Annotated in this window: 17 protein-coding genes; 10 read left to right on the top strand and 7 right to left on the bottom strand. The window is 35.8% G+C overall.

Annotated elements, in window-relative coordinates; all coding sequences use genetic code 11:
* Nucleotides 1-23: 23 nt before the first annotated feature.
* Nucleotides 24-1,490: a glycoside hydrolase family 32 protein gene (locus M983_RS05155; protein WP_066748081.1), complete on the bottom strand. Its 1,467-nt coding sequence runs from the start codon at nucleotides 1,488-1,490 to the stop codon at nucleotides 24-26.
* A 269-nt stretch (nucleotides 1,491-1,759) separates the two neighbouring features.
* Between M983_RS05155 and M983_RS05150 the strand changes: the two genes are divergently transcribed.
* From M983_RS05150 to purT, 3 genes are all read left to right on the top strand, one after another.
* On the top strand, nucleotides 1,760-2,713 hold the full coding sequence (locus tag M983_RS05150) for an aminoimidazole riboside kinase (protein WP_066748078.1): 954 nt from the start codon (nucleotides 1,760-1,762) through the stop codon (nucleotides 2,711-2,713).
* Nucleotides 2,714-2,949: 236 nt separating this feature from the next.
* On the top strand, nucleotides 2,950-3,852 hold the full coding sequence (rarD, locus tag M983_RS05145; RefSeq protein ID WP_066748075.1) for an EamA family transporter RarD: 903 nt from the start codon (nucleotides 2,950-2,952) through the stop codon (nucleotides 3,850-3,852).
* Nucleotides 3,853-3,956: 104 nt separating this feature from the next.
* Nucleotides 3,957-5,144 (top strand): formate-dependent phosphoribosylglycinamide formyltransferase, encoded by a 1,188-nt coding sequence (gene purT, locus M983_RS05140; RefSeq protein ID WP_066748072.1) that lies wholly within the window; start codon nucleotides 3,957-3,959, stop codon nucleotides 5,142-5,144.
* Between the two features lie 25 nt (nucleotides 5,145-5,169).
* Here purT and M983_RS05135 read toward each other — a convergent pair whose 3' ends face one another.
* The gene (locus M983_RS05135; RefSeq protein WP_066748069.1) at nucleotides 5,170-5,892 is read right to left on the bottom strand and encodes a substrate-binding domain-containing protein; all 723 of its coding nucleotides are present in this window, start codon (nucleotides 5,890-5,892) and stop codon (nucleotides 5,170-5,172) included.
* A 27-nt stretch (nucleotides 5,893-5,919) separates the two neighbouring features.
* Nucleotides 5,920-6,969: an ABC transporter substrate-binding protein gene (locus M983_RS05130; protein ID WP_083954551.1), complete on the bottom strand. Its 1,050-nt coding sequence runs from the start codon at nucleotides 6,967-6,969 to the stop codon at nucleotides 5,920-5,922.
* Between the two features lie 199 nt (nucleotides 6,970-7,168).
* On the opposite strand from M983_RS05130, the gene htpG reads away from it, so the two are divergent.
* The 6 genes from htpG (at nucleotide 7,169) to M983_RS05100 (ending at nucleotide 14,886) form a co-directional block, all read left to right on the top strand.
* Nucleotides 7,169-9,052 (top strand): molecular chaperone HtpG, encoded by a 1,884-nt coding sequence (gene htpG, locus M983_RS05125; protein ID WP_066748064.1) that lies wholly within the window; start codon nucleotides 7,169-7,171, stop codon nucleotides 9,050-9,052.
* A 181-nt stretch (nucleotides 9,053-9,233) separates the two neighbouring features.
* Complete coding sequence (gene adk, locus M983_RS05120) at nucleotides 9,234-9,878, top strand: adenylate kinase (protein WP_066748061.1); 645 nt, start codon at nucleotides 9,234-9,236, stop codon at nucleotides 9,876-9,878.
* A 198-nt stretch (nucleotides 9,879-10,076) separates the two neighbouring features.
* A complete protein-coding gene (gene hemH, locus M983_RS05115) occupies nucleotides 10,077-11,048 on the top strand; it encodes a ferrochelatase (protein ID WP_066748058.1) in 972 nt (323 codons plus the stop codon).
* Between the two features lie 159 nt (nucleotides 11,049-11,207).
* Nucleotides 11,208-12,326, top strand: a complete 1,119-nt coding sequence (wzz(fepE), locus tag M983_RS05110; protein WP_066748054.1) for an LPS O-antigen length regulator Wzz(fepE) — start codon at nucleotides 11,208-11,210, stop codon at nucleotides 12,324-12,326.
* A gap of 101 nt (nucleotides 12,327-12,427) precedes the next feature.
* Nucleotides 12,428-13,738, top strand: coding sequence for an inosine/guanosine kinase (locus M983_RS05105; protein ID WP_066748051.1), 1,311 nt, complete (start codon nucleotides 12,428-12,430; stop codon nucleotides 13,736-13,738).
* Nucleotides 13,739-13,875: 137 nt separating this feature from the next.
* Nucleotides 13,876-14,886 carry a DUF481 domain-containing protein gene (locus M983_RS05100; RefSeq protein WP_066748049.1) on the top strand — a complete coding sequence of 337 codons (1,011 nt, stop codon included), beginning with the start codon at nucleotides 13,876-13,878 and terminating at the stop codon, nucleotides 14,884-14,886.
* Nucleotides 14,887-14,996: 110 nt separating this feature from the next.
* Here M983_RS05100 and ybaL read toward each other — a convergent pair whose 3' ends face one another.
* Entirely contained in the window at nucleotides 14,997-16,760 is a 1,764-nt protein-coding gene (gene ybaL / locus M983_RS05095) for a YbaL family putative K(+) efflux transporter (protein ID WP_066748046.1), read from the bottom strand.
* Nucleotides 16,761-16,995: 235 nt separating this feature from the next.
* The gene (locus M983_RS05090) at nucleotides 16,996-18,228 is read right to left on the bottom strand and encodes an MFS transporter (RefSeq protein ID WP_066748043.1); all 1,233 of its coding nucleotides are present in this window, start codon (nucleotides 18,226-18,228) and stop codon (nucleotides 16,996-16,998) included.
* Between the two features lie 259 nt (nucleotides 18,229-18,487).
* Between M983_RS05090 and ushA the strand changes: the two genes are divergently transcribed.
* Nucleotides 18,488-20,152 carry a bifunctional UDP-sugar hydrolase/5'-nucleotidase UshA gene (gene ushA / locus M983_RS05085; protein ID WP_066748035.1) on the top strand — a complete coding sequence of 555 codons (1,665 nt, stop codon included), beginning with the start codon at nucleotides 18,488-18,490 and terminating at the stop codon, nucleotides 20,150-20,152.
* Nucleotides 20,153-20,228: 76 nt separating this feature from the next.
* Here the strand turns inward: ushA and ybaK are convergent, their stop codons facing one another.
* Together ybaK and M983_RS05075 are read right to left on the bottom strand one after the other, a co-directional pair.
* The gene (ybaK, locus tag M983_RS05080; RefSeq protein WP_066748032.1) at nucleotides 20,229-20,708 is read right to left on the bottom strand and encodes a Cys-tRNA(Pro)/Cys-tRNA(Cys) deacylase YbaK; all 480 of its coding nucleotides are present in this window, start codon (nucleotides 20,706-20,708) and stop codon (nucleotides 20,229-20,231) included.
* A gap of 50 nt (nucleotides 20,709-20,758) precedes the next feature.
* The gene (locus M983_RS05075; protein WP_066748029.1) at nucleotides 20,759-21,568 is read right to left on the bottom strand and encodes a TraB/GumN family protein; all 810 of its coding nucleotides are present in this window, start codon (nucleotides 21,566-21,568) and stop codon (nucleotides 20,759-20,761) included.
* Nucleotides 21,569-22,189: the final 621 nt, after the last annotated feature.

The following is a 22,189-nucleotide window of genomic DNA, read 5'->3' as shown; positions in this document are numbered from 1 at the left end:
TCGTTAACGTTAACATTAATGCATCAATAAATACTTTTTAATGTCCAGTATTCACCCGCCAATATTTGAGCATCTCCTCCCATTGCAAATAAATGCAGTGAGCGATCATCCTTATCAGCGTAATAACGTGTACTAAATACAAGATCACCTTGGTTAACAAATATTTCTACTGATGAGCTATCAATAAAAATTCTTAACTCAATTTTATAGCCTTCAGGTAAAGGCGCACTACGCGAACCGCTGATATCATATTGTGGATAATGGCGGTTAATAACTAATCGATTAGATTGATTATCAACAAAAATCTCTAATCCTTTGCCTAACCACACACCAAATTTTTCAGCTTTACTATCTAGTGATAACGTCAGATTCAGTTCTAACGCGGGTGTATCATCCATTAATTTAATAGATTGATGATTTAGCGTTGTCGGTTCAATCGTTTGTTTATTTTGGCGTAATACCTCAACTTCTTTAATCGGCACCATGCGTAAACGATTTTTGACTTTATCAAAGGTAATTTCACGCGGTAATGTGAAGCTACCAGCCCAAAATTCTTGTTTTGATGGCATAGGTGAATTCCACATATCCATCCATCCCATAGAAACACGGCGACCATCGGCAGTTTCAAAAGATTGCGGCGCATAATAATCATGGCCGTTATCAAGCTCTATAAAATCACCGTGTAAATCAAATGATTGTTTAGGTGACCATTTACCAATCAATGAACCCGTTTGAAATAAATTGCGATATTGATAACCTTCAACACGTTTACCTTGTGGTGAAAAAACAATGGCAAAATCATTATCATGACTTATTGGGAAGAAATCAGGACATTCCCACATAAAGACATTTTTATCGTCAGTTTTACCTAAAACTTTGTATTCATTACTCCACTCTTGGCCTTCTTCAAATAATGTCTCACTAGAGAAGAGTAATACTTGGCCTTGATCTTTTTCATCACGAGCGCCTACAACCATCCACCATTTACCGTCTTGATACCACACTTTAGGATCACGAAAATGCATATAGCCTTTAGGAGGTTGTAATATTGTCCCTTTTTTCTCAAAGTGGATACCATCTTCACTGATAGCAATACACTGAGATTCATAAACTTGGCTATCATCACCTTCTTCACCAAGCCAAATATGACCTGTGTAAAAAAGATAAAGTTTGCCTTCATGGCTTACCGCTGAACCTGAAAAACAACCACTCTTGTCGAATTCATCACCTGGTGCTAAAGCAATAGGTTGATGTTCCCAATGAACCATATCTTTACTTGTTGCATGGCCCCAGTGCATTGGTCCCCAATCTTCAGAATAAGGGTGGTGCTGATAAAAGGCATGGTATAGCCCATCATGATAAATTAAACCATTAGGATCATTTAACCAACCTGCAGGTGCTGCTAAATGAAACTGAGGATAGAAATTATTTCCTCGTTTTTCTATAAGGGCATTCAAGGCATCAGTCGCGTGTTCTAAACGTTGTTCCATTATCATTATCCTTATTATCTCAGTAGGTACTTATAGGTGATCCTTTGATATTTTTTTAGCTAAGATCACTTTTTTCTCTCATTTTTGGACTGTTAACGATAACATTTGATGTTAAAAAATGAATCTTACGAGATTTGCTTTTTCATCTTACGTATATATGTTAACGTTATCAGATCTGTTTTACGAGCATTATCTTCATTTTTTTAGTTAGAAATACTTATGAAAACGGAATATATTAATAAAAATAATTGCTTATATTGGGAGAGATTATGAAAGTATGGTCTTTGGGTGATGCTGTTGTTGACTTAATTCCATTGCAAAATATGCAATATGAAGCATGTGCTGGTGGTGCTCCTGTGAATGTCGCTGCTGGGGTCGCTAAATTAGGTCATGAAAGTGGTTTTATTGGGCGTGTTGGTGAAGATGCGTTTGGCCATTTTATGCAGAAGACATTATTCGATCTTGGTGTCGATACTAGCACCATGGAATTTGATGAACTTCATAGAACAAGTACCGTACTCGTCTCTTTACAAGAAAATGGTGAACGTGATTTTACCTTTTTAGTCGCTGAATCAGCCGATCAGTTTTTAACAGAAAAATCATTACCTGTTTTTGAAAAAGACATTCTGCATTTTTGTTCATTAGCATTAGTTAATCCTATTTGTCGCTCTACTTTAAATACTGCAATACAGCAATTGAAAGAAAGTGATTCTTTGCTAAGTTTTGATATTAATTTACGCCCTCAAATGTGGCGTGATCATGAAGAAATGCGCGAAGTCATTGATAGCTATGCGCATAAAGCAGATGTCCTAAAGTTATCTGAAGATGAACTCATTTGGATGACGCAAGAAATTACATTAAAGAATGCGTTGAATAAATTACAAGATTATCCAGCGCGTTTAAAAGTTATTACTCAAGGATCTAAAGGATGCTTAGTATTAACGCCAAATACACAAGTTGCATTGAGTGCGTTTACCGTTGAATGTGTTGATACAACGGGGGCAGGTGATGCCTTTATGTCTGGAATGTTAGCCGCTGTAGCAGAATATGGTTTTGCTGAAGATGAACAATATTTATCTAGAATAATTACACAAGCAGCAGCCTGTGGCGCATTAGCGACAACACAAAAGGGCGCTATCGCAGCAGCACCAAGTCGTAAAGCATTGCGTGAATTTATCAGCAAACAGCCTCCATTACATGTTAGAGACATTTTTAACTCTTAATTAATTTTTCTAAAGCGTATTTCTCTAATTATTCTTAACTTGGATATTGCCATTTCCTCGATATCTCTATCAATAAGATTTTTTATCTACTTATTGATAGAGTTTTTTTTATATGTAGTTATTTTATCCTTTTAATAGCATTAATATGAAAACGGTTATCCTCGCTTTTTCATACTGTTTATCTTATTTTAGGTGTATGATATTAGGCACATTCTACTGATGTGATGGAATATGAAATGTGGATTAAGTCTGGTGTAGCATTAGCTATTTTCTCATATATTCTTTGGGGAATTACGCCACTTTTTTATCGGCTTTTACCTGGAGCTCAGGCACTAGAATTACTTGCCCAGCGTTTAATTTGGTCTATTCCATTACTTCTTTTAGTCCGCTTGTTTATAAAAAATAGAACAAGTTGGCGGGCTATTTTTCAAGATAAGCGTTCTGTCTTTATGTGCTTGTTTAGCTCGTTAGCAATGGCGATTTCTTGGTGTACATTTACCTATGCGTTAACCCATCAACAGGTATTAGAAGCCAGTTTAGGTTATTTTATTAATCCACTATTTTCTATTTTGCTAGGGGTTATTTTTCTAAAAGAGAAACTTAATCGAGCAGAGAAATGGGCAGTGATACTGATTTGTGCTGGTGTTGGATATCAGTTATGGATGTATGGCGAGTTACCCACTCTAGCTATTGTAATGGGTGGCGCTTTTGCAATTTATGGCTTAATCCGTAAATTTATTCGTTTTGATGTTATTACTTCTTTGTTTATCGAAACACTTTGGCTGTTACCTGTCGCTATTGGCGTTACGATTTGGTTATTGATGAGAGGAGAAAGTGCACTTTCTTCTGCTGATAATTTGACTCGTTTTTATTATATATTAACCGCACCAGTAACAATTTTACCTTTGCTCTTTTTTACCGCTGCTATTAAAAAGACCACACTCACTGTTGTTGGTTTAGCGCAATATATTGAACCCTCTATTCAATTTTTACTTGCAGTCTTCTTATTCCATGAAGCGTTTGATGAAGTTAAAGGCGTCAGTTTTTCGCTTATTTGGTTAGGTCTATTGTGCTGCATTGTCGCCCTTATTCGAAAACGTCTTAATTCATTAAAAATTAATAAAGGCCGACGCAGTTAATCAAACTCATTTATTTTTAGTGAACTATTTTTCTGCTAGTTAAAATCTATTAAACTACAATGCAATCGTTTGCTTTGACTGTTTACTAGACTAAGGATACAAACATGACTGTGTTGGGTTCTGCACTTACAGCAAGTGCAACAAAAGTAATGCTATTGGGTTCTGGCGAATTAGGTAAAGAAATCGCTATAGAATGTCAACGATTAGGGATTGAAGTCATTGCATTAGATAGCTACCCAAATGCCCCTGCTATGCATGTTGCTCATCGAAACTATGTGATAAATATGCTTGATGGTGAAGCCTTAAAAAAAATTATAGAAAAGGAAAAACCGGATTATATTGTTCCTGAGATTGAAGCAATAGCAACGACCGCGTTAGTTGAACTCGAGCAACAAGGACATAATGTAGTGCCTTGTGCTAGAGCTGTAAAATTAACGATGGATAGAGAAGGAATAAGACGCTTAGCATCAGAAACTTTGCAATTACCTACCTCAAAATATCAATTTGTTGATGATGAAAATCACTTTAATCAAGCTGCATTAAATATTGGCTTTCCTTGTATTGTAAAACCCGTCATGAGCTCTTCAGGTAAAGGCCAAAGTATTATTCGCAATGAAAGTGAGCTACCACAGGCTTGGGCGTATTCTCAAGAAGGGGGAAGAGCTGGAAAAGGGCGAGTCATTGTTGAACAAATGATCCCTTTTGATTTTGAAATTACGCTCTTAACGATTAACGCGATTGATGGCATTCATTTTTGTGAGCCAATTGGTCATAGACAAGAAAAAGGGGATTATCGTCAATCATGGCAACCTCAAAAAATGAGTGATACCGCACTTGCAAAAGCACATCATATCGCAAGTCAAATTGTTAAAAACTTAGGTGGTTATGGCTTATTTGGTGTTGAATTATTTATTCAAGGCGATGACGTTTTCTTTAATGAAGTATCACCAAGACCCCATGATACAGGTTTAGTTACCCTGATTTCTCAAGATTTATCAGAGTTTGCTCTTCATGTCCGCGCTTTTTTAGGTTATCCGATTGGTGGTATTCGTCAATTAGGCTCTTGTGCTTCTGCCGTTATTTTACCTGAGCTATACAGTGATAACATTACCTATTCTGGTATTGAACAGGCATTAAAAGCAAATCGCCAAATCCGATTATTTGCTAAACCGACAATTTCAGGAACACGTCGTTTAGGTGTTGTTTTAGCACATGCAGATACAATTAAGCATGCTATTGAAGAGGCTGAAATGGGCGCTGAGGCTATCATTGTGCATGATGGTAATTGCTGATCCTTTTATTAATTACCGCTAAATATTATTGGTTTAGCGGTAAAAAGCCATTTTCTATAAAATATTGTTGTGCGCAAAAAGATAATAATGCTTGATATAATTTATCAGCATCTGAGTGAATTAGCGTAGCACAATATAATGCCGTAATATTAAAATTTGCTGGTATATCAAAGACTTTTAATTCAGGATATTGACGTAATTGTGATTGATAATGCTGATAACCAATAAACAAATCGGTATGTTGTGATGTAATCAGATAATGTGCAGCTATTTCGCCATTTGGGATAGCAATTGAATGTTTTCCACCAACTAAACTGCATGCCCGTTCTTTTAATTGTTGACCCAATTGTGGCATTTCTTTTTCTATTTTATCAAAAAATTGCCAGCTATAATCTCCTGATGGATCTGCTTTAGGTGTTGAAATAGCAAGTGTTAATAAAGGATTAGCTAATAATGAAAGCCAATTATCAGCTTCATTAACACATGCTTTTTTGGCTGTAATACAAAGCTGATTAGCGATAAAAGGGGCAAAAGTACTTGCGATACCTTTATCGACTAATTGTTGAGAATTTGCTTTGTCAGCTGAAAGGAAAAGATGGCATGTTTCACCTTGCTCTATACGTTCTCTAAGTAAGCCAGCAGGACCAAATGTAAGTACCCACTTTTCTTTTGTTTGTTGCTGATAATGTTCAATAAAAGAAGGTAAACTCTTTTTTAAACTACCAGCAGCAAAGAGTGAAAATGCCATTTTATCTTGTGTCCTATTATCGATATCTTATTTTTCTATATAAGAAGTGCGATAAAACTTCTCATACCAATTATTAGCTACTTTTTGCATGTCAATGTCTTTGAATTTTTCAGGATAGAGTTTTTTCGCCATCCACAATTCACCTATTGCCATTGCTTCAGGCATTGGGTAGCCCCAAGCTTTAGCGTATTCAGGCATTAAATAGATACGATTATTCTTAACGGCACTAATAACTTGCCAGCGAGGATCTTGCTTTATTTCATCAACAACATGTGGGTATCTATCTTGAATAAAGATGACTTGAGGATCCCATGCAATAATTTGTTCCAATGAAACTTGTTTATAACCTTTAATGCTTGAAGAGGCGACATTAAGTGCGCCAGCATGTTCCATCATTAATCCTGTATATTTACCTGAACCATAGGTCGTTAAATCAGGATTTGCCATATAAGCTCGAACACGTTGTTCTTTAGGGATTGATTGTAAGCGTTCACTTACTTTTTCTCGCTGTTTAAAGGTTTCATCAACAAGTATTTTGGCATTTTCAGGTTTATTGATGATATCGCCAATGAGTAAAATACCTTCTTTTAATCCTTCGTTATAGGCTTGCTCTTCATTATGAAGAGTTGGATTAAGCGTTGATTTATCGTCATTCGTTTCTTTTCTCAATGAGATAGCGACAACCGGTATGCCAAGATCAGTTATTTTATCGATCATCTCTTTAGGGGCGTAATTTGTTACAAAAACAACTTGAGGTTGTAGTTTAACTAAGCTTTCAGCATCAAAACTAGTGAGATCACCAACGTGAGGTATTTTTTCTAAGGGTGGTGCTAATCTCGCATAGCCATCACCAAGTTGTTGTTTCCAATTAGACATCACACCCACAATTTTATCAGTTGCATCAAGCTGAACTAATAAATTGAGGGTTTGATGCTGGAGAACAACGGTTCTATCTACTTTATCGGGAATAGTGACAGTGCGACCAATTTGGTCAACAATTTGTCTGTCAGCATAAGAAAAGGAAGCGATAGAAAGTAAGCTAATCCCTAAAATACAGTGGCGTAAAAAAGATTTCATAATAGTAAACCTGAGAAAATATCGTTATATATTAAAATATACATCAACAAATATATCAGCTCAATATATTCTCAAGATAAGGCTCAGATTGCACTTGATTAGCATAATTTTTTAATTTCGCCCTTGAAACTGTCATAACTAGCCCCATTCTTTAATTCATATCGTTTTTTTCGCCAAATTGGGATAAATTGAGGTAATAATGAGTATGAAAGGACAAGAAACTAGGGGATTTCAGTCAGAAGTAAAACAATTGCTTCAACTAATGATCCATTCTCTTTACTCTAATAAAGAAATTTTCCTTCGCGAATTGATTTCTAACGCGTCAGATGCTGCGGATAAATTGCGTTTCCGTGCATTATCAGATTCAGCGCTCTATGAAAATGATGGCGAACTTCATGTTCGTATCTCTGCTGATAAAGAAAAACGTACACTGACTATCAGTGATAATGGTATCGGTATGACTCGCGATGAAGTCATCGATAATTTAGGGACTATCGCGAAATCTGGTACAAAATCATTCTTAGAATCTATTGGACAAGATAGCGCTAAAGATAGTCAATTAATTGGCCAATTTGGTGTGGGTTTCTACTCAGCCTTTATTGTGGCTGATAAAGTGACAGTCCGCACTCGAGCTGCCGGTGAACCTGCTGAAAATGGCGTATTTTGGGAATCTGAGGGTGAAGGTGATTATACCGTAGCCGATATTGAAAAAGCAGATCGAGGTACAGAAATTACGCTTCATTTACGTGAAGGTGATGAAGAGTTTTTAGATGATTGGCGACTGCGTAGTATTATTAGCAAATATTCCGATCATATTTCCCTGCCTGTTGAAATTGAAACTAAAAATGAAGAAGACGGCACTGTAACTTGGGAAAAAATTAATAAAGCTCAAGCTCTGTGGACTCGTAATAAAGCCGATATTAGCGATGAAGAGTATAAAGAGTTTTATAAACATATCTCACATGATTTTGCAGATCCGCTTATTTGGGCACACAATCGTGTAGAAGGTAAACAAGAATATACAAGCTTACTGTATGTGCCTTCAAAAGCACCTTGGGATTTATGGAATCGTGATCAACGCCATGGCTTAAAACTTTATGTTCAGCGTGTATTTATTATGGATGAAGCTGAGCAATTTATGCCTAATTATCTGCGTTTTATTCGTGGATTAATTGACTCTAACGATTTACCGCTTAACGTTTCTCGTGAAATATTACAAGACAGCACTGTCACTCGTAATTTACGTAGTGCATTAACAAAACGCGCATTACAGATGTTACAAAAACTGGCTGAAACTAAACCTGAAGAATATCAATCATTCTGGAAAGAGTTTGGTTTAGTCCTTAAAGAAGGTCCTGCTGAGGATGCTTCTAATATTGAGTCTATTGCTAAATTATTACGTTTTGCTTCAACACATAATGATAGTAATGCACAAACTGTTTCACTTGAAGACTATGTAAGCAGAATGGTTGAAGGCCAAGATAAGATTTATTACATCACGGCTGATAGTTATGCTGCTGCTAAAAATAGCCCTCACTTAGAGTTATTCCGTAAAAAAGGTATTGAAGTTCTATTGTTATCTGATCGCATTGATGAATGGATGATGAACTACCTTACTGAATTTGATGGTAAATCATTCCAATCTGTGAGCAAGGCTGATGAATCTCTTGATAAATTAGCGGATGAAGAGAAAAAAGCAGAACAAGAAGATACCGACAAACAATTAGCTCCTTTTGTTGAACGTATTAAAGCGTTATTAGGCGATAAAGTAAAAGATGTTAAATTAACTCATCGCTTAACCGATACGCCAGCGATTGTGACGACTAGTGCAGATGAAATGACCACTCAAATGGCGAAATTATTTGCAGCAGCAGGGCAAGAAGTGCCAGAAGTTAAATACAACTTTGAGCTAAATCCTAATCATCCATTAGTGAAACAGACAGCAGAATTAACAGATGAAACGCTGTTTGCAGATTGGATTAATTTACTGCTTGATCAAGCGCTATTTGCTGAAAAAGGTTCATTAGATGACCCTAACCAGTTTATTCGCTTAGTGAATCAACTTTTAGCACAGAAAGCATAACTACTTTCGTTTTCAAACATTTAAACCACGTTTCTTGTAATAAGAGCGTGGTTTTTTTCATTTTCGAGAAAAATAATCAGTAATCGATTACGTGATTTCTTGAGCGAAGACCTCACAAAATGGTATGGTAACGCGTTTTCGATATTAACTATAAAAAATTAAATGCAAGGGGATTTACGCGATGCGTATCATTCTGCTAGGCGCTCCAGGCGCTGGTAAAGGCACTCAAGCTCAATTCATTAAAGAGAACTATGGTATCCCACAGATTTCAACTGGTGACATGTTACGTGCTGCAGTAAGTGCAGGTACAGAACTTGGTCTACAAGCTAAAGCGTTGATGGATAATGGTCAGTTAGTGACTGATGAATTAGTGATTGCGTTAGTAAAAGAGCGCATCAAACAAGATGATTGTCACAACGGTTTCTTGTTGGATGGGTTCCCAAGAACAATCCCACAAGCTGATGCAATGAAAGAAGCCGGTATCAATGTGGATTTTGTTTTAGAGTTTGCAGTTCCTGATGACATTATTGTTGAGCGTATTGTTGGTCGTCGTGTTCATGCACCATCAGGCCGTGTTTATCATGTTAAATTCAATCCACCTAAGGTTGAAAATCGTGATGATGTTACTGGTGAAGAATTAACAACACGTAAAGATGACCAAGAAGAGACTGTGCGTAAGCGTTTAGTTGAATATCATTCACAAACAGCGCCTTTAGTTTCTTATTATCAAAATGAAGCAAAAGCAACTAATGCAAAATACTTCAAAATCGATGGCACACAAAAAGTGAGCGACATTAACGCAGAATTGAAAAATATTCTTGGTTAATTTTTATTATCGATAATTAATCTCGTTTAATTTGAGTACCTTGTTTTTGTGATTACAAAAAGAGTGTGTACTTAATTACACGAGATTTTTTTTGCCTTTAAAGCGGTCAATTGACGAATTAACAAGCATTCTCATTCAATATCCTTTATCCTTTCTGTCTTTCGTTATTTTGACAACATCACTCTAAGGAGTCAGGGTATGAATGAAGCTAAATATGGTGTACTTTTGGTTAATCTTGGCACACCTGATGCGCCCAAAACAGACGCAGTTCGACGTTATCTAGCGCAATTTCTTAGTGATCCTCGTGTTGTTGATGTTTCTCCATTGATTTGGAAACCGATCCTTTACGGCGTCGTACTTCCTTTTCGTTCTCCCAAAGTTGCAAAGCTTTATCAACAAATTTGGACTAAAGACGGTTCTCCGCTTCTTGTTTATAGCCGAGCACAAGAAAAAGCGTTAGCTGAACGCTTTCCTGATATTCCTGTAGAATTAGGCATGAGCTATGGCCAACCTTCGCTTGAAAGTGCGTTATCGCGCTTACTTGATAAAGGTGTTGAAAAACTGATTTTGCTACCACTTTATCCGCAATATTCATGTTCTACTTCTGGTGCCGTATTTGATGGTGTCAGTGATTTATTTAAAGTACGACGTACAATTCCTTCACTTAATTTTATTCGTAGTTATGCAGATAACCCTCTGTATATTAAAGCACTCGTTAATTCGATTGAAAAAAGCTTTCAAGAACACGGTAAACCAGATCGTTTAGTCCTGTCTTTTCATGGTGTGCCTGAGCGTTTTGTGAAAACGGGCGACATTTATTATGATGAGTGCTGTTTAACGACGAAAAAATTAAAAGAGCAGCTAGATTACCCTGAAGCGCAAATTATGTTGACCTTCCAATCTCGTTTTGGTCGTGAACCTTGGTTGACGCCTTATACTGATAAGACAATGGAAAAACTGGGCAGTGAAGGTGTGGAACATGTGCAGGTTATTTGCCCTGGCTTTTCTTCTGATTGTCTTGAAACATTAGAAGAAATTAATGGTCAGAACCGTGAGTTCTTCCTTCATGGTGGCGGTAAAAAATATGAATATATCCCTGCATTAAATGATAATTCAGATCATATAGACCTATTTGAGGCATTGATTCGTGAGATAACGGATGCTAAATAGATAAGTTATACAAATAGAAATATAGGATTTAATGATATATTCATTTGATCATATTTCAGTTATATATAAACTTATCTTTTATCATTTTAAGCATTTTAGAGGATAACCTCTAAATTAGCTGACAAACGGACGCTGCATTACATAAATTTAGGCAGGAAAATGAATAGTAAGCTTTCAAAACCACAATCTTCAGAAGTAGATAAAAGTCACTTTGACGATTTCTATATCAAGCAAAACGATGAAATCGATCTTTTTGAACTTTTTTCTGTACTTTATAAAAAGAAATTTCTCATTATTGGCATCACCTTATTATTTGCTATCGTTGGCTTTGCGGTAGCCAGTTTCCTGCCACAAAAATGGACAAGCCAAGCAGCAATTACTAAACCCATGCTTGATGAAATGAAGCAATTACGCGCAACATTAAATGAGCTGAGCTTAGTTGATGTAGATACCGGTGTTAATGCTTCTTCTGTTTATCAGAAATTTATAAATAATTTCAATTCTCGTGTTAATCGTGAAGAGTATTTAATAAATACTGCTTACTATAAAAAGCGATTAGCCAAATTAGAAAATCCAAGTGAATTAGATAAACGTCGTCTTGTTGAGCAAATTGTTACTAATGATATCAATTTAAAAATGCCAACAGAGAAAGAGAAAGATGATGAATTTGCAGGTGAGGTAAATTTAAGTTTTACTGCACCAACACCTGAAGATGCGTTTGCTCTTCTTTCTGGTTATATTCGTTATATCTCTACTCAGGTTCGAACTGAAGTTAAAAATGATATTGATGATCAAATTGAACGTAAATTAAGCTTTGCGCAAAAAAGCTATCAAATGGATTTAGAGCGTATTTCTAATGCGCGTAACGCGAATATTCAACGTCTTAAATATTCATTAGAAATCGCTAACGCTGCTGGTATTAAAAAACCTATTTCAAGTGAAGGGGCTGAAATTAAAGATGACCCTGATTACTCTATTTCGATTGGTGCGGATGCACTAAAAAGTAAGTTAGCGATTACAGAGTCAATTACTGATCCAACTGTTATTAGTACGGAATTAAAAAACCGTTTATATAATATTAAGCAATTAGAGAAAGTCAGTGTGACTGATCTTCAGTTCGTTCCTTTCAAATATATGATGAAGCCATATGAACCAACCAAAAAAGATGCACCTAAACGAGCGCTTATTTTAGTTGGAGCTGCATTTGTTGGCTTTATTCTGACTGTTATGGGCGTTCTATTAGGCCATATGGCAAGAAATCGTCGTAAAGACGCATAAAAATATCTTCAAATAGTAGGTGTACTCGCATACACCTACTGTCTCTCTGAGTATATTGTGTTAACATTGCGCATCTTTTTTAGCTTTGTAGCATCGTTCACATGAAATTCCCTGGCAAAAGAAAATCTAAACACTACTTTCCCGTTAGCTTACGAGATCCATTATTACAACCTATCGTCAATATGGCGGATAGTGAATCCTCACGCGCATATATAGTTGGTATTGACCAAACATTGGTAGATATTGAAGCGAAGGTTGATGAGGAATTTATTAATCGTTATAACTTGAGTCAGGGACACTCTCTTGTTATTGAAGATAATGTTGCAGAAGCCTTATATCGCGAACTAACTGCAAATAATCTGATCACTCATGAATTTGCAGGTGGCACTATTGGTAATACATTACATAACTACTCTGTATTGGCTGATGACCGATCAGTATTGCTAGGTACGATGTGTAATAATATTCAAATTGGTAGTTATGCCTATCGCTATCTTTGTAATACTTCAAGCCGTACTGACTTAAACTATTTACAAGGTGTTGATGGCGCAATTGGTCGTTGTTTTACTTTAATTACTGAAAACGGTGAACGGACTTTTGCGATAAGCCCAGGGCAAATGAATCAACTACAGCCTGAAAGCATTCGTGAAGAAGTGATCGCAGAAGCATCAGCATTAGTGCTAACGGCGTATTTAGTGCGCTGTAAACCGGGTGAGCCAATGCCTCTTGCGACGATGAAGGCGATTGAATATGCAAAAAAATATGATGTACCCGTTGTTCTGACTATGGGCACAAAATACGTTATTGCAGATGATCCTCAATTTTGGCGTGACTTCTTAAATGAGCACGTTTCTGTTGTAGCAATGAATGAAGATGAAGCTTTTGAATTAACAGGGCATGCAGATCCATTGTTAGCGACAGATGTTGCTTTAGATTGGGTTGATTTAGTTTTATGTACCGCAGGACCAGCGGGTCTTTATATGGGTGGTTATACAGAGTTAGATTTTAAGCGCCAAACAACGCATCCTTTATTACCTGGTGCTATTGCTGAATTTAATCGCTATGAATTTAGTCGCGCAATGCGCTATAAAGATTGTGAATATCCTGAAAAAGTCTATTCTCATATTGAACCCTATATGGGTGGCCCTGAAAAAATAATGAATACTAATGGTGCTGGTGATGCTGCATTATCTGCGCTATTGCATGATATAACGGCAAATAGCTATCATCGTATTAATGTGCCTAATTCAAGTAAACATCCTCGAACTTATTTAACGTACTCTTCATTAGCCCAAGTTTGTAAATATGCTAACAGAGTGAGTTACCAAGTATTAAGTCAGCATTCTCCTCGTTTAACTCGTGGCTTGCCAGAAAAAGAAGATAGTTTAGAAGAAGCGTATTGGGATCGTTAAACGTATTTTATCGATTTTCGTTTATTCTATTATATTTATATAAATAAAGATCAAGGCAATTGTTAATTTTATTAGCAATTGCCTTGTGCATTTAAATATCAATAGTTACAGTAATACGGGATTAACAGGAGATATATATGCGTAATAACGTAACCCTTTTATTTTTAACTTTTTTCTCTCTTAGTGCGAGTGCTGATAATATTTACTTGAAAAACGGAGATGCAATATCTGGTGCTATTTCCATTGTTGATAGTAATAAAATACTTGTAAAAACAGGTTATGCTGGAGAAATTCGGATTAATCTTGCCGATGTTAAATCTTTTAATATTGATACTCCTTCATTAATTAAAAATGAAACATTTTCTAAATGGGAATCTATTGATTCTATAGAAAGTGGTCCTGATGGTGAAATAACACTAATTAAAGAAGGTAGTAAAGAAAATATTGCTCTAACGAAAGATTTAGTATTAAGTAAAAATAAGATTGAAGCGAAAACAAGAGAGAATAAAATCTCAGGCGGGATCAATGCTGGAGCCGCTTATAATAAGGGATCTTCAACGACTGAAAAATATTCTTTAGATGGTAATTTAAATATTTCAAATGAAGATTGGCGCCAAAATTTTACAGCCGCAATGTTACGAAATAAAGATAATAGCAATGTAAGTACCTATTACTATAATCTTGGCTATGATTTAGACCGCTTTATTACGCCTTCTTTCTTCTGGCGTGGGAATGTAAGTTATCAACATGACTGGATTGAAGATATTAAAGAAAAAACAGGTGTTGGTACAGGTCCAGGTTGGCAAGTTTGGAATGATGAATTAAGTTCATTATCATTTACGACTATATTAAGTTATCAAAACTTAAAATATCGTCATGATGGTAATGCTAATTATCTGCAAGGTGCATTAGGTTGGGATTATAATCAATATCTTTTTGCGAAGAAAGTGACGGCTTATACTAAAGGGCGTGTAGGACGAAGTTTTGATAATGATGTCAGTCTTGATTTTAATGGTCGAGTAGGGGTGATGTATAACTTTACTGATAGCATTAATTTAAATGCCAACATTGTTAAAGAGAAAATTAAAGGAAATAAAGGCGATTCAAATAATACCAATTATACATTTGGTGTTGGTTATCGTTTTTAATAAAATTTTTATTTTATCGTGTTTATTAATTAAGAAACAAAAAAAACAACATCCTAATTTAAGGATGTTGTTTTTTTATTAAGCGTTAATGATGGGATTTATATGACATGTTATTGTGCTAGATTGGGTGCAATAACTTGCTGTCCGTCATCAGGTGTTTCATCTATAGCACAGCCAAATTCAACTTCTTTAGTTAGCATTTCAGCCATTGCTGCCGCAGTTTGATCTTCATCGATAACAATATGGTCGGCACCTTTTTCACGAATAAATGAGGCTTCTTCATCGTAATTAGCACGAACAATAATATCGTCAAAGTGAGCACGAACAATAATATTTAAATCAGGATTCATGCCTCTTGCTGTTTCAGCAATATCCGCAGCTTCATAACCATTAGGAATGGTCAGTAATAAAGACTTAGCACAATCAACACGCGCTAATGCAAGCGAATCTTTTGTTGATGCATTACCTAAGACTGTGTTTAAGCCTTTTTCTTTTAATTCAGCGAATTTCTTACGGCTATTCTCAATAATGACTAAAGGAATAGATTGAGCAAGTAACTTCTCTGAAAGCATGCTTCCTGCTCGACCATAACCTACGATAATGGCATGACCACAAATATCGACGGGTATTGGCATTTCTTCTTCTTTTTTCTCTTCTTGTTCTTGCTTGTCGACTTCTTCTTTGGTTTCTGTTTTAGCCAAGTAGCGGTCTAATAAGCTAAATAAGATAGGGTTGAGCATTATTGATACTAATGCACCAGCTAATACTAGATTACGTGCATCTGGCTCTAATACATTAAGTGTGACGCCTAATCCTGCAAGGATAAAGGCAAACTCACCAATTTGTGCAAGACTGGCCGAAATAGTGAGGGCGGTTCGTCTTGTGTGCCCAAACATACGAACAATCAATAACGCTGCTGCTGATTTACCAATAATGATGATAGCGAGTGTCGCTAAAATACCTAGAGGATGTTCAATTAACACCATAGGGTCAAATAACATACCAACAGAGACAAAGAATAGAACAGCGAAAGCATCACGTAGTGGTAACGTATCTTGCGCAGCTCTATGGCTTAGATCTGACTCGTTAAGTACCATACCAGCAAAGAATGCACCTAATGCGAATGATGCATCAAAGAGTGAAACAGCAGCATAGGCAATGCCTAACGCTAATGCGAGTACACACAAGGTAAACAGCTCTCGTGAACCTGTAGCAGCTGTTTTTGCTAAAATCCAAGGAATAAGCTTACGACCAACAACCATCATAATTAAAATAAAGGCAACGACTTTACCAATGGTAATACCTAAATTAATCATTAATTGGGAAATACTTGTTTGATCGCTACTTTCTAGCATATTGGCAGCCGCTGGAAGTAATACCAGTGCTAAAACCATCGCTAAGTCTTCGACGATTAACCAACCAATGGCGATTTGTCCTCGTTGGCTATCGATTAAGCCTCTTTCTTCAAGAGCTCGTAACAATACAACGGTACTTGCTGTTGAAAGACATAAACCAAACACAATGCCACTAAATAAGCCCCAGCCAAAGAATGCTGATAATCCTAACCCTAATAAAGTTGCTACTGCAATTTGAGCAATCGCACCAGGGATAGCAATGGCTTTTACTGCCATCAAATCTTTTAAAGAAAAATGTAAACCTACGCCAAACATCAGTAAAATAACACCGATTTCAGCAAGTTCAGGTGCTAATGAAGTATCAGCAACAAAGCCGGGAGTAAATGGCCCAGCGAGTACACCCGCAGCAAGATATCCTACCAAAGGTGAGATTTTTAGCCGTTGAGCTATCATGCCTAAAATATAAGCAAGTGCTAGTCCACCAACAATGGTGGTAATAAGTGGTGTTGAATGCGGCATCAATTCTCCTTCTTGTTATAAAACTACATGAGTCGGGGCGAGTGATAAAGCAGGATAATAGTTTAACGTATTTGAGTCATAATTTCGCTAGAAATTATTGAATATTTATAAAAATAACATGTTCAGTGTTTTTTTTGATGCAACTGCTTATTTTTATGTTATTTTAATAAATTCGCTTTTTAAGGCGACTAATACCCTATTATTAACTCTCTGTAATAATAGGGAGATAAGCAGTTTATTTCGTTTTATGTGACCCAATATTAGGTAGAAAAATGGTGAAAATACCTAATAGAGGTAAATAAGCACAAATATGATAAACAAATTCAATACTTTTCTGATCCGCTACATACCCTAAGACCGCAGCACCAATGCCTCCCATACCAAATGCAAGACCGAAGAAAAGCCCTGAAACCATGCCTGTTTTACCCGGAATTAACTCCTGAGCGTAAACTAAGATAGCAGAAAATGCTGAGGCTAAAATAACACCAATAAAGATGGTTAAAATACCTGTCCAATAGAGGCTGGCATAAGGCAATATTAATGTAAAAGGTGCAACACCAAGAATTGAACCCCAAATAACGTATTTTCGGCCAATTTTATCGCCTACAGGGCCTCCTATCATCGTTCCTGCTGCAACTGCAAAAAGGAAAACAAATAGATGAATCTGCGCGTTTTGTACTGAAACTCCAAATTTATGGATCAAATAAAAAGTATAGTAGCTACTGATACTGGCAAGATAAAAATATTTTGAAAAGATAAGAATAAGCAAAATACCTAAAGAACCAAATAATGTCTTACGAGGTAATATAGTATGAGGTAGTTCTACTCTTGGTTGTTTTTTCTGTGCTTCTTGCTGAATTTTATACCAACGACTGACTTGCAATAAAACAACGATGGCAAGTAATGCAGCAAGAGAGAACCAACCAACATTACCTTTACCATAAGGAGCAATGATTAGTGCCGCAAGTAATGGGCCTAATGAACTCCCTAAATTTCCACCAACTTGGAAAAGAGATTGAGCAAGCCCATGTCTGCCTCCTGATGCCATTCTTGCAACACGAGAGGATTCAGGGTGAAATACAGAAGAGCCAGTACCCACTAACGCCGCTGCGACTAATAATAGTGGGAAAGTGTCAGCGAGGGCTAATAAAATAAGACCTGATAACGTAAAGCCCATACCAATAGGTAATGAATAGGGCTTAGGATATTTATCAGTATATAGTCCAATAAATGGTTGTAAGAGTGAAGCGGTAATTTGATACGTCAGTGTTATCAACCCAATTTGCACAAAGCTTAAAGAAAACTCAGATTGCAACATTGGATAAATCGCTAAAATAAGCGATTGAATCATATCATTAAGTAAATGTGAGAAACTTATTGCCGTTAATATCGTAAATACGGTGTTTCTGTTGTTCGCTTTTTTATGTTGCTCATGTTGCTCTTGCGAAGGGGTTATTGAATTGCTCATCTATTTCCCTGCATTATTAAGTTGTTAATAAAATGTTTGTTTTTTATTATTCTAGTCTACATCTATTTTATATAGAGTCCTTTTATGAAAGATAGAGTTTGATTCATGTCTCAAAAAAACTATTAGAACAATGAAATAATAAAAAAAATATATAACCTACGTCATAAAATAAAGCAAAATCATCTTACATCTGTCTTCTTTTTATACAGAAGGTATATGGCAGAGCCTTTCCAATAAATAATATACATGGGGATATACCATGAGTTTATCGTTTAAATTATCTGCATGCGCATTGACCGTTTCTCTTGCAATGACGCCTGTGATGTCTCAGGCTTGGGAAAAAGACAAAACTTATCAAATCACAATTTTACACACCAACGATCATCATGGGCATTTTTGGCACAATGATCATGGTGAATACGGTTTAGCTGCTCAAAAAACGGTAGTTGATGAAATTCGTGATGAAGTCGCTAAAGAAGGCGGTAGCGTACTACTACTTTCTGGTGGTGATATTAATACTGGTGTTCCTGAATCAGACTTGCAAAATGCAGAGCCTGATTTTAAAGGTATGAATTTAGTCGGTTATGATGCAATGGCATTGGGCAACCATGAATTTGATAATCCACTTGAAGTCTTACGCCAGCAAGAACAATGGGCAACATTCCCATTCTTATCTGCGAATATCTATCAAACAAGTACGGGTAAACGTCTATTTAAACCTTATACCATTTTTGATAAACAAGGCGTCAAAATTGCGGTTTTAGGTTTAACAACAGATGATACTGTTCGTGTTGGTAATCCCGCTAATTTCCCTGATACCGAGTTTCGAAAACCTGCCGATGAAGCAAAAAAAGTCGTAGAAGAATTACGCGTTAATGAAAAACCAGACATTATTATCGCAGCAACTCATATGGGACATTATGATGATGGCCATCATGGTTCTAATGCGCCTGGTGATGTGGAAATGGCTCGTGCATTACCAAAAGGTTATCTTGATATGATTGTGGGTGGTCACTCACAAGACCCTGTTTGTATGTCTCAAGAGAACAAAAACTATAAACAAGCTGATTATGTGCCAGGAACACCATGTGCACCAGATAATCAAAATGGTACGTGGATTGTTCAGGCTCATGAATGGGGCAAATATGTAGGTCGTGCTGACTTTGAATTCCGTAATGGTGAATTCACACTCAAACATTACCAATTGATCCCAATTAACTTAAATAAAGAAGTGAAGAAAGAAGACGGCACAAAAGAGCGTGTTTTCTATACTAAAGAAATTCCTCATAACAAAGAAATGATGAGTCTCTTAACACCTTATCAAGATAAAGGTGGTGAGCAACTTAATATTAAAGTTGGCGAAGTTGTTGGTAAATTAGAAGGTGATCGTAGTAAAGTTCGCTTTGTTCAAACTAACATGGCTCGTTTATTGTTGTCAGCTCAAGCAGAACGCGCTAATGCTGATTTTGCTATTATGAGTGGTGGTGGTGTACGTGATTCTATTGAATCGGGTGATATCACTTATAAAGACGTCTTAAAAGTACAACCTTTTGCTAACGAACTTGTCTACGTTGATTTTAAAGGTGAAGAAATCGAGCCTTATCTTTCGGCTGTTGCGTGTATGAAACCAGATTCTGGTGCTTATGCACAGTTTTATAATGTCAGTTTGACTGTTGACTCTGAATGTCATGTTAGTGATGTAAAAATTGCAGGTAAACCGCTTGATAAAACCCAAAACTACCGAATGGCAACACTGAACTTTAATGGTATTGGTGGTGATGGCTATCCTAAAGTTGATTCTCATCCAGGCTACGTTAATACCGGTTTTGTTGATGCAGAAGTATTAAAAGGTTATATCGAAACGCATTCTCCATTAAAAGCGACTGATTATGAGCCAAAAGGTGAAATTATTTATCAAAAATAAATCACTTTATCAGTAAGATAAAAGCGAAGGTGGCATTAATGTCACCTTCGCTATTTTTATTTGATGAAATGAATAATTAATCTTCTTTGCGTATTAACGCGAATTGTGCACCTAAGACAGTCGCGAGATCATCAGCAGATAATTCAATATCTAAACCGCGTTTACCACCAGAAATAAACATCGTAGAAAACTCATGAGCTTGTTCATCAATAACTGTGGGTAAGCGTTTTTTTTGCCCTAGAGGGCTAATGCCTCCAACTAAGTAACCTGTTACTTTTTGTGCAATTTGTGGATCTGCCATTTCTGCTTTTTTGGCTTTAAAGCATTTTGCCACTAATTTTAAATCTAATTGAGCAGAAACAGGAGTAACTGCGACAGCTAAGTTTTTTGCATCACCATTAAGGGCAACTAATAACGTTTTAAATACTTGGCGTTTATCTAAACCTAATTTTTCAACCGCTTCATCACCAAAGTTATGTACGCTAGCATCATGCTCATAAGGGTGAAGAGTGAATGTGATTTTTTGTTTTTCGAGTAAATTAACAGCGGGTGTCATAGTAATACCTATATTTCAATATGAGAGCTGTGTTGCTATGCATTAAAGGGTTATGCGTGATGAGTTAATCGTTCAATGATATTGCCTTCACCAAATAAATGTAACGCACCTACAATAACGACATAACGGCCAGCGGGTAAATTTGATAATGTTTTTACCCATTTTTTATTGCGACTTTCCATTAATACATCAAACACAGCTTGGCTAAATGTATTGGGTAATGGTGGTTGTTTTTCTTTACTATTGTAGTTTAGCCACCAATTAATCATGATTTGCAAAGTACGTGCATTATCGTGCCAATAGTTGAGCGTATCTTCAAGAAGTTGTTGCCCATCATTTGGTAAATTCAATAATAACTCGACTTGCGCATTAATGCCTTCTAACTCAATCACTTTTTTTTCTTGTTCATGAGCAAATAAAAGCGTTTGATAATCAATGCCATATTGTGGTTGTAAGCCTAATTGCATGGCTTGTGTTGATTGTAATATTAAGGCTATTTGCCAAAGTGGTTTATTATTGATTTGAAAAAGGGGAATATTTAATTCATCTAGAATTTGGCTGATATGGGTTAATAAATGTTCATTAATACGATTTTCGAGGATATCTCTTTCAAGTGCTTCTTGAACAAAAGGTTGTGTATCAGTGGATATATCTGCTTCAACAATAATGGCCTCAGCATGTTTAATTTCAGCGAGTAATTTATCTGATAATGGTGACATAGTTGGTGTTCCGAGATGGATACTGCCAACAAGATGCAAAGAAATATTGTTAGGTAGGGTGATATCAACCGCAGGATAAGGGTAGTGTGTTATTTTTTTACTACCAATCCATTTTTTTATTTGATGAACTATTCCCGTCATTTCTAGCACCTTATCTTATTAACCTACTAAGACCCAGCATAACGGATTTTTTTATGAATAACATAGTGAAAAGGCAAAATAATTATTTTCACTGTCTTTATGCTTCTTATCTTTCGTTTTATAAATTAATAAAGTTATTATCCGCAGAAAATTTATATTCATTGCATGCGTTAGGAATTTTAAATCTTAGATAATACTGCATTATTTATACCAAAGTTGCGATATCATAATAATTATCGATACCCATAGCAGTGTTAAATATTTACTATAAGTAAATCGCGAATTATTTATGGCAATTACAGAAACAATATTTTGGTTGTTGTTTTTTTAATAGTATGGAATTATATTATAATCTCTTATTTAATCTGAGTTAATTATTAACTGAATAAAGTTATTGTTTAGTTTGATAATATTTATGAGTAATAGATGGTGTTTTAAAATGGAATACTAAATAAAATCATAATGATTGTATATTACCCCCTATGTTATAAATTATCGATAAATTTATCATTACTAAAATTTATTTTTATTCACTTTTAAAATCAATTAAAATATAAAAATTTTTTTTAATGAAAATAATTTAAATTTAAAACAACAATGTAAATTAAATAATAACTTTAT

The sequence above is a fragment of the Proteus myxofaciens ATCC 19692 genome, assembly GCF_001654855.1.
Classification (GTDB): Bacteria; Pseudomonadota; Gammaproteobacteria; order Enterobacterales; family Enterobacteriaceae; genus Proteus; species Proteus myxofaciens.
This window is presented reverse-complemented; position numbering and strand designations above follow the sequence as displayed.

Coding starts and splice junctions, on each gene's coding strand:
- M983_RS05155 (WP_066748081.1), bottom strand. CDS start 1,490: ATGGAACAACGTTTAGAACACGCGACTGATGCCTTGAATGCCCTTATA.
- M983_RS05150 (WP_066748078.1), top strand. CDS start 1,760: ATGAAAGTATGGTCTTTGGGTGATGCTGTTGTTGACTTAATTCCATTG.
- rarD (WP_066748075.1), top strand. CDS start 2,950: ATGTGGATTAAGTCTGGTGTAGCATTAGCTATTTTCTCATATATTCTT.
- purT (WP_066748072.1), top strand. CDS start 3,957: ATGACTGTGTTGGGTTCTGCACTTACAGCAAGTGCAACAAAAGTAATG.
- M983_RS05135 (WP_066748069.1), bottom strand. CDS start 5,892: ATGGCATTTTCACTCTTTGCTGCTGGTAGTTTAAAAAAGAGTTTACCT.
- M983_RS05130 (WP_083954551.1), bottom strand. CDS start 6,969: ATGAAATCTTTTTTACGCCACTGTATTTTAGGGATTAGCTTACTTTCT.
- htpG (WP_066748064.1), top strand. CDS start 7,169: ATGAGTATGAAAGGACAAGAAACTAGGGGATTTCAGTCAGAAGTAAAA.
- adk (WP_066748061.1), top strand. CDS start 9,234: ATGCGTATCATTCTGCTAGGCGCTCCAGGCGCTGGTAAAGGCACTCAA.
- hemH (WP_066748058.1), top strand. CDS start 10,077: ATGAATGAAGCTAAATATGGTGTACTTTTGGTTAATCTTGGCACACCT.
- M983_RS05105 (WP_066748051.1), top strand. CDS start 12,428: ATGAAATTCCCTGGCAAAAGAAAATCTAAACACTACTTTCCCGTTAGC.
- M983_RS05100 (WP_066748049.1), top strand. CDS start 13,876: ATGCGTAATAACGTAACCCTTTTATTTTTAACTTTTTTCTCTCTTAGT.
- ybaL (WP_066748046.1), bottom strand. CDS start 16,760: ATGCCGCATTCAACACCACTTATTACCACCATTGTTGGTGGACTAGCA.
- M983_RS05090 (WP_066748043.1), bottom strand. CDS start 18,228: ATGAGCAATTCAATAACCCCTTCGCAAGAGCAACATGAGCAACATAAA.
- ushA (WP_066748035.1), top strand. CDS start 18,488: ATGAGTTTATCGTTTAAATTATCTGCATGCGCATTGACCGTTTCTCTT.
- ybaK (WP_066748032.1), bottom strand. CDS start 20,708: ATGACACCCGCTGTTAATTTACTCGAAAAACAAAAAATCACATTCACT.
- M983_RS05075 (WP_066748029.1), bottom strand. CDS start 21,568: ATGACGGGAATAGTTCATCAAATAAAAAAATGGATTGGTAGTAAAAAA.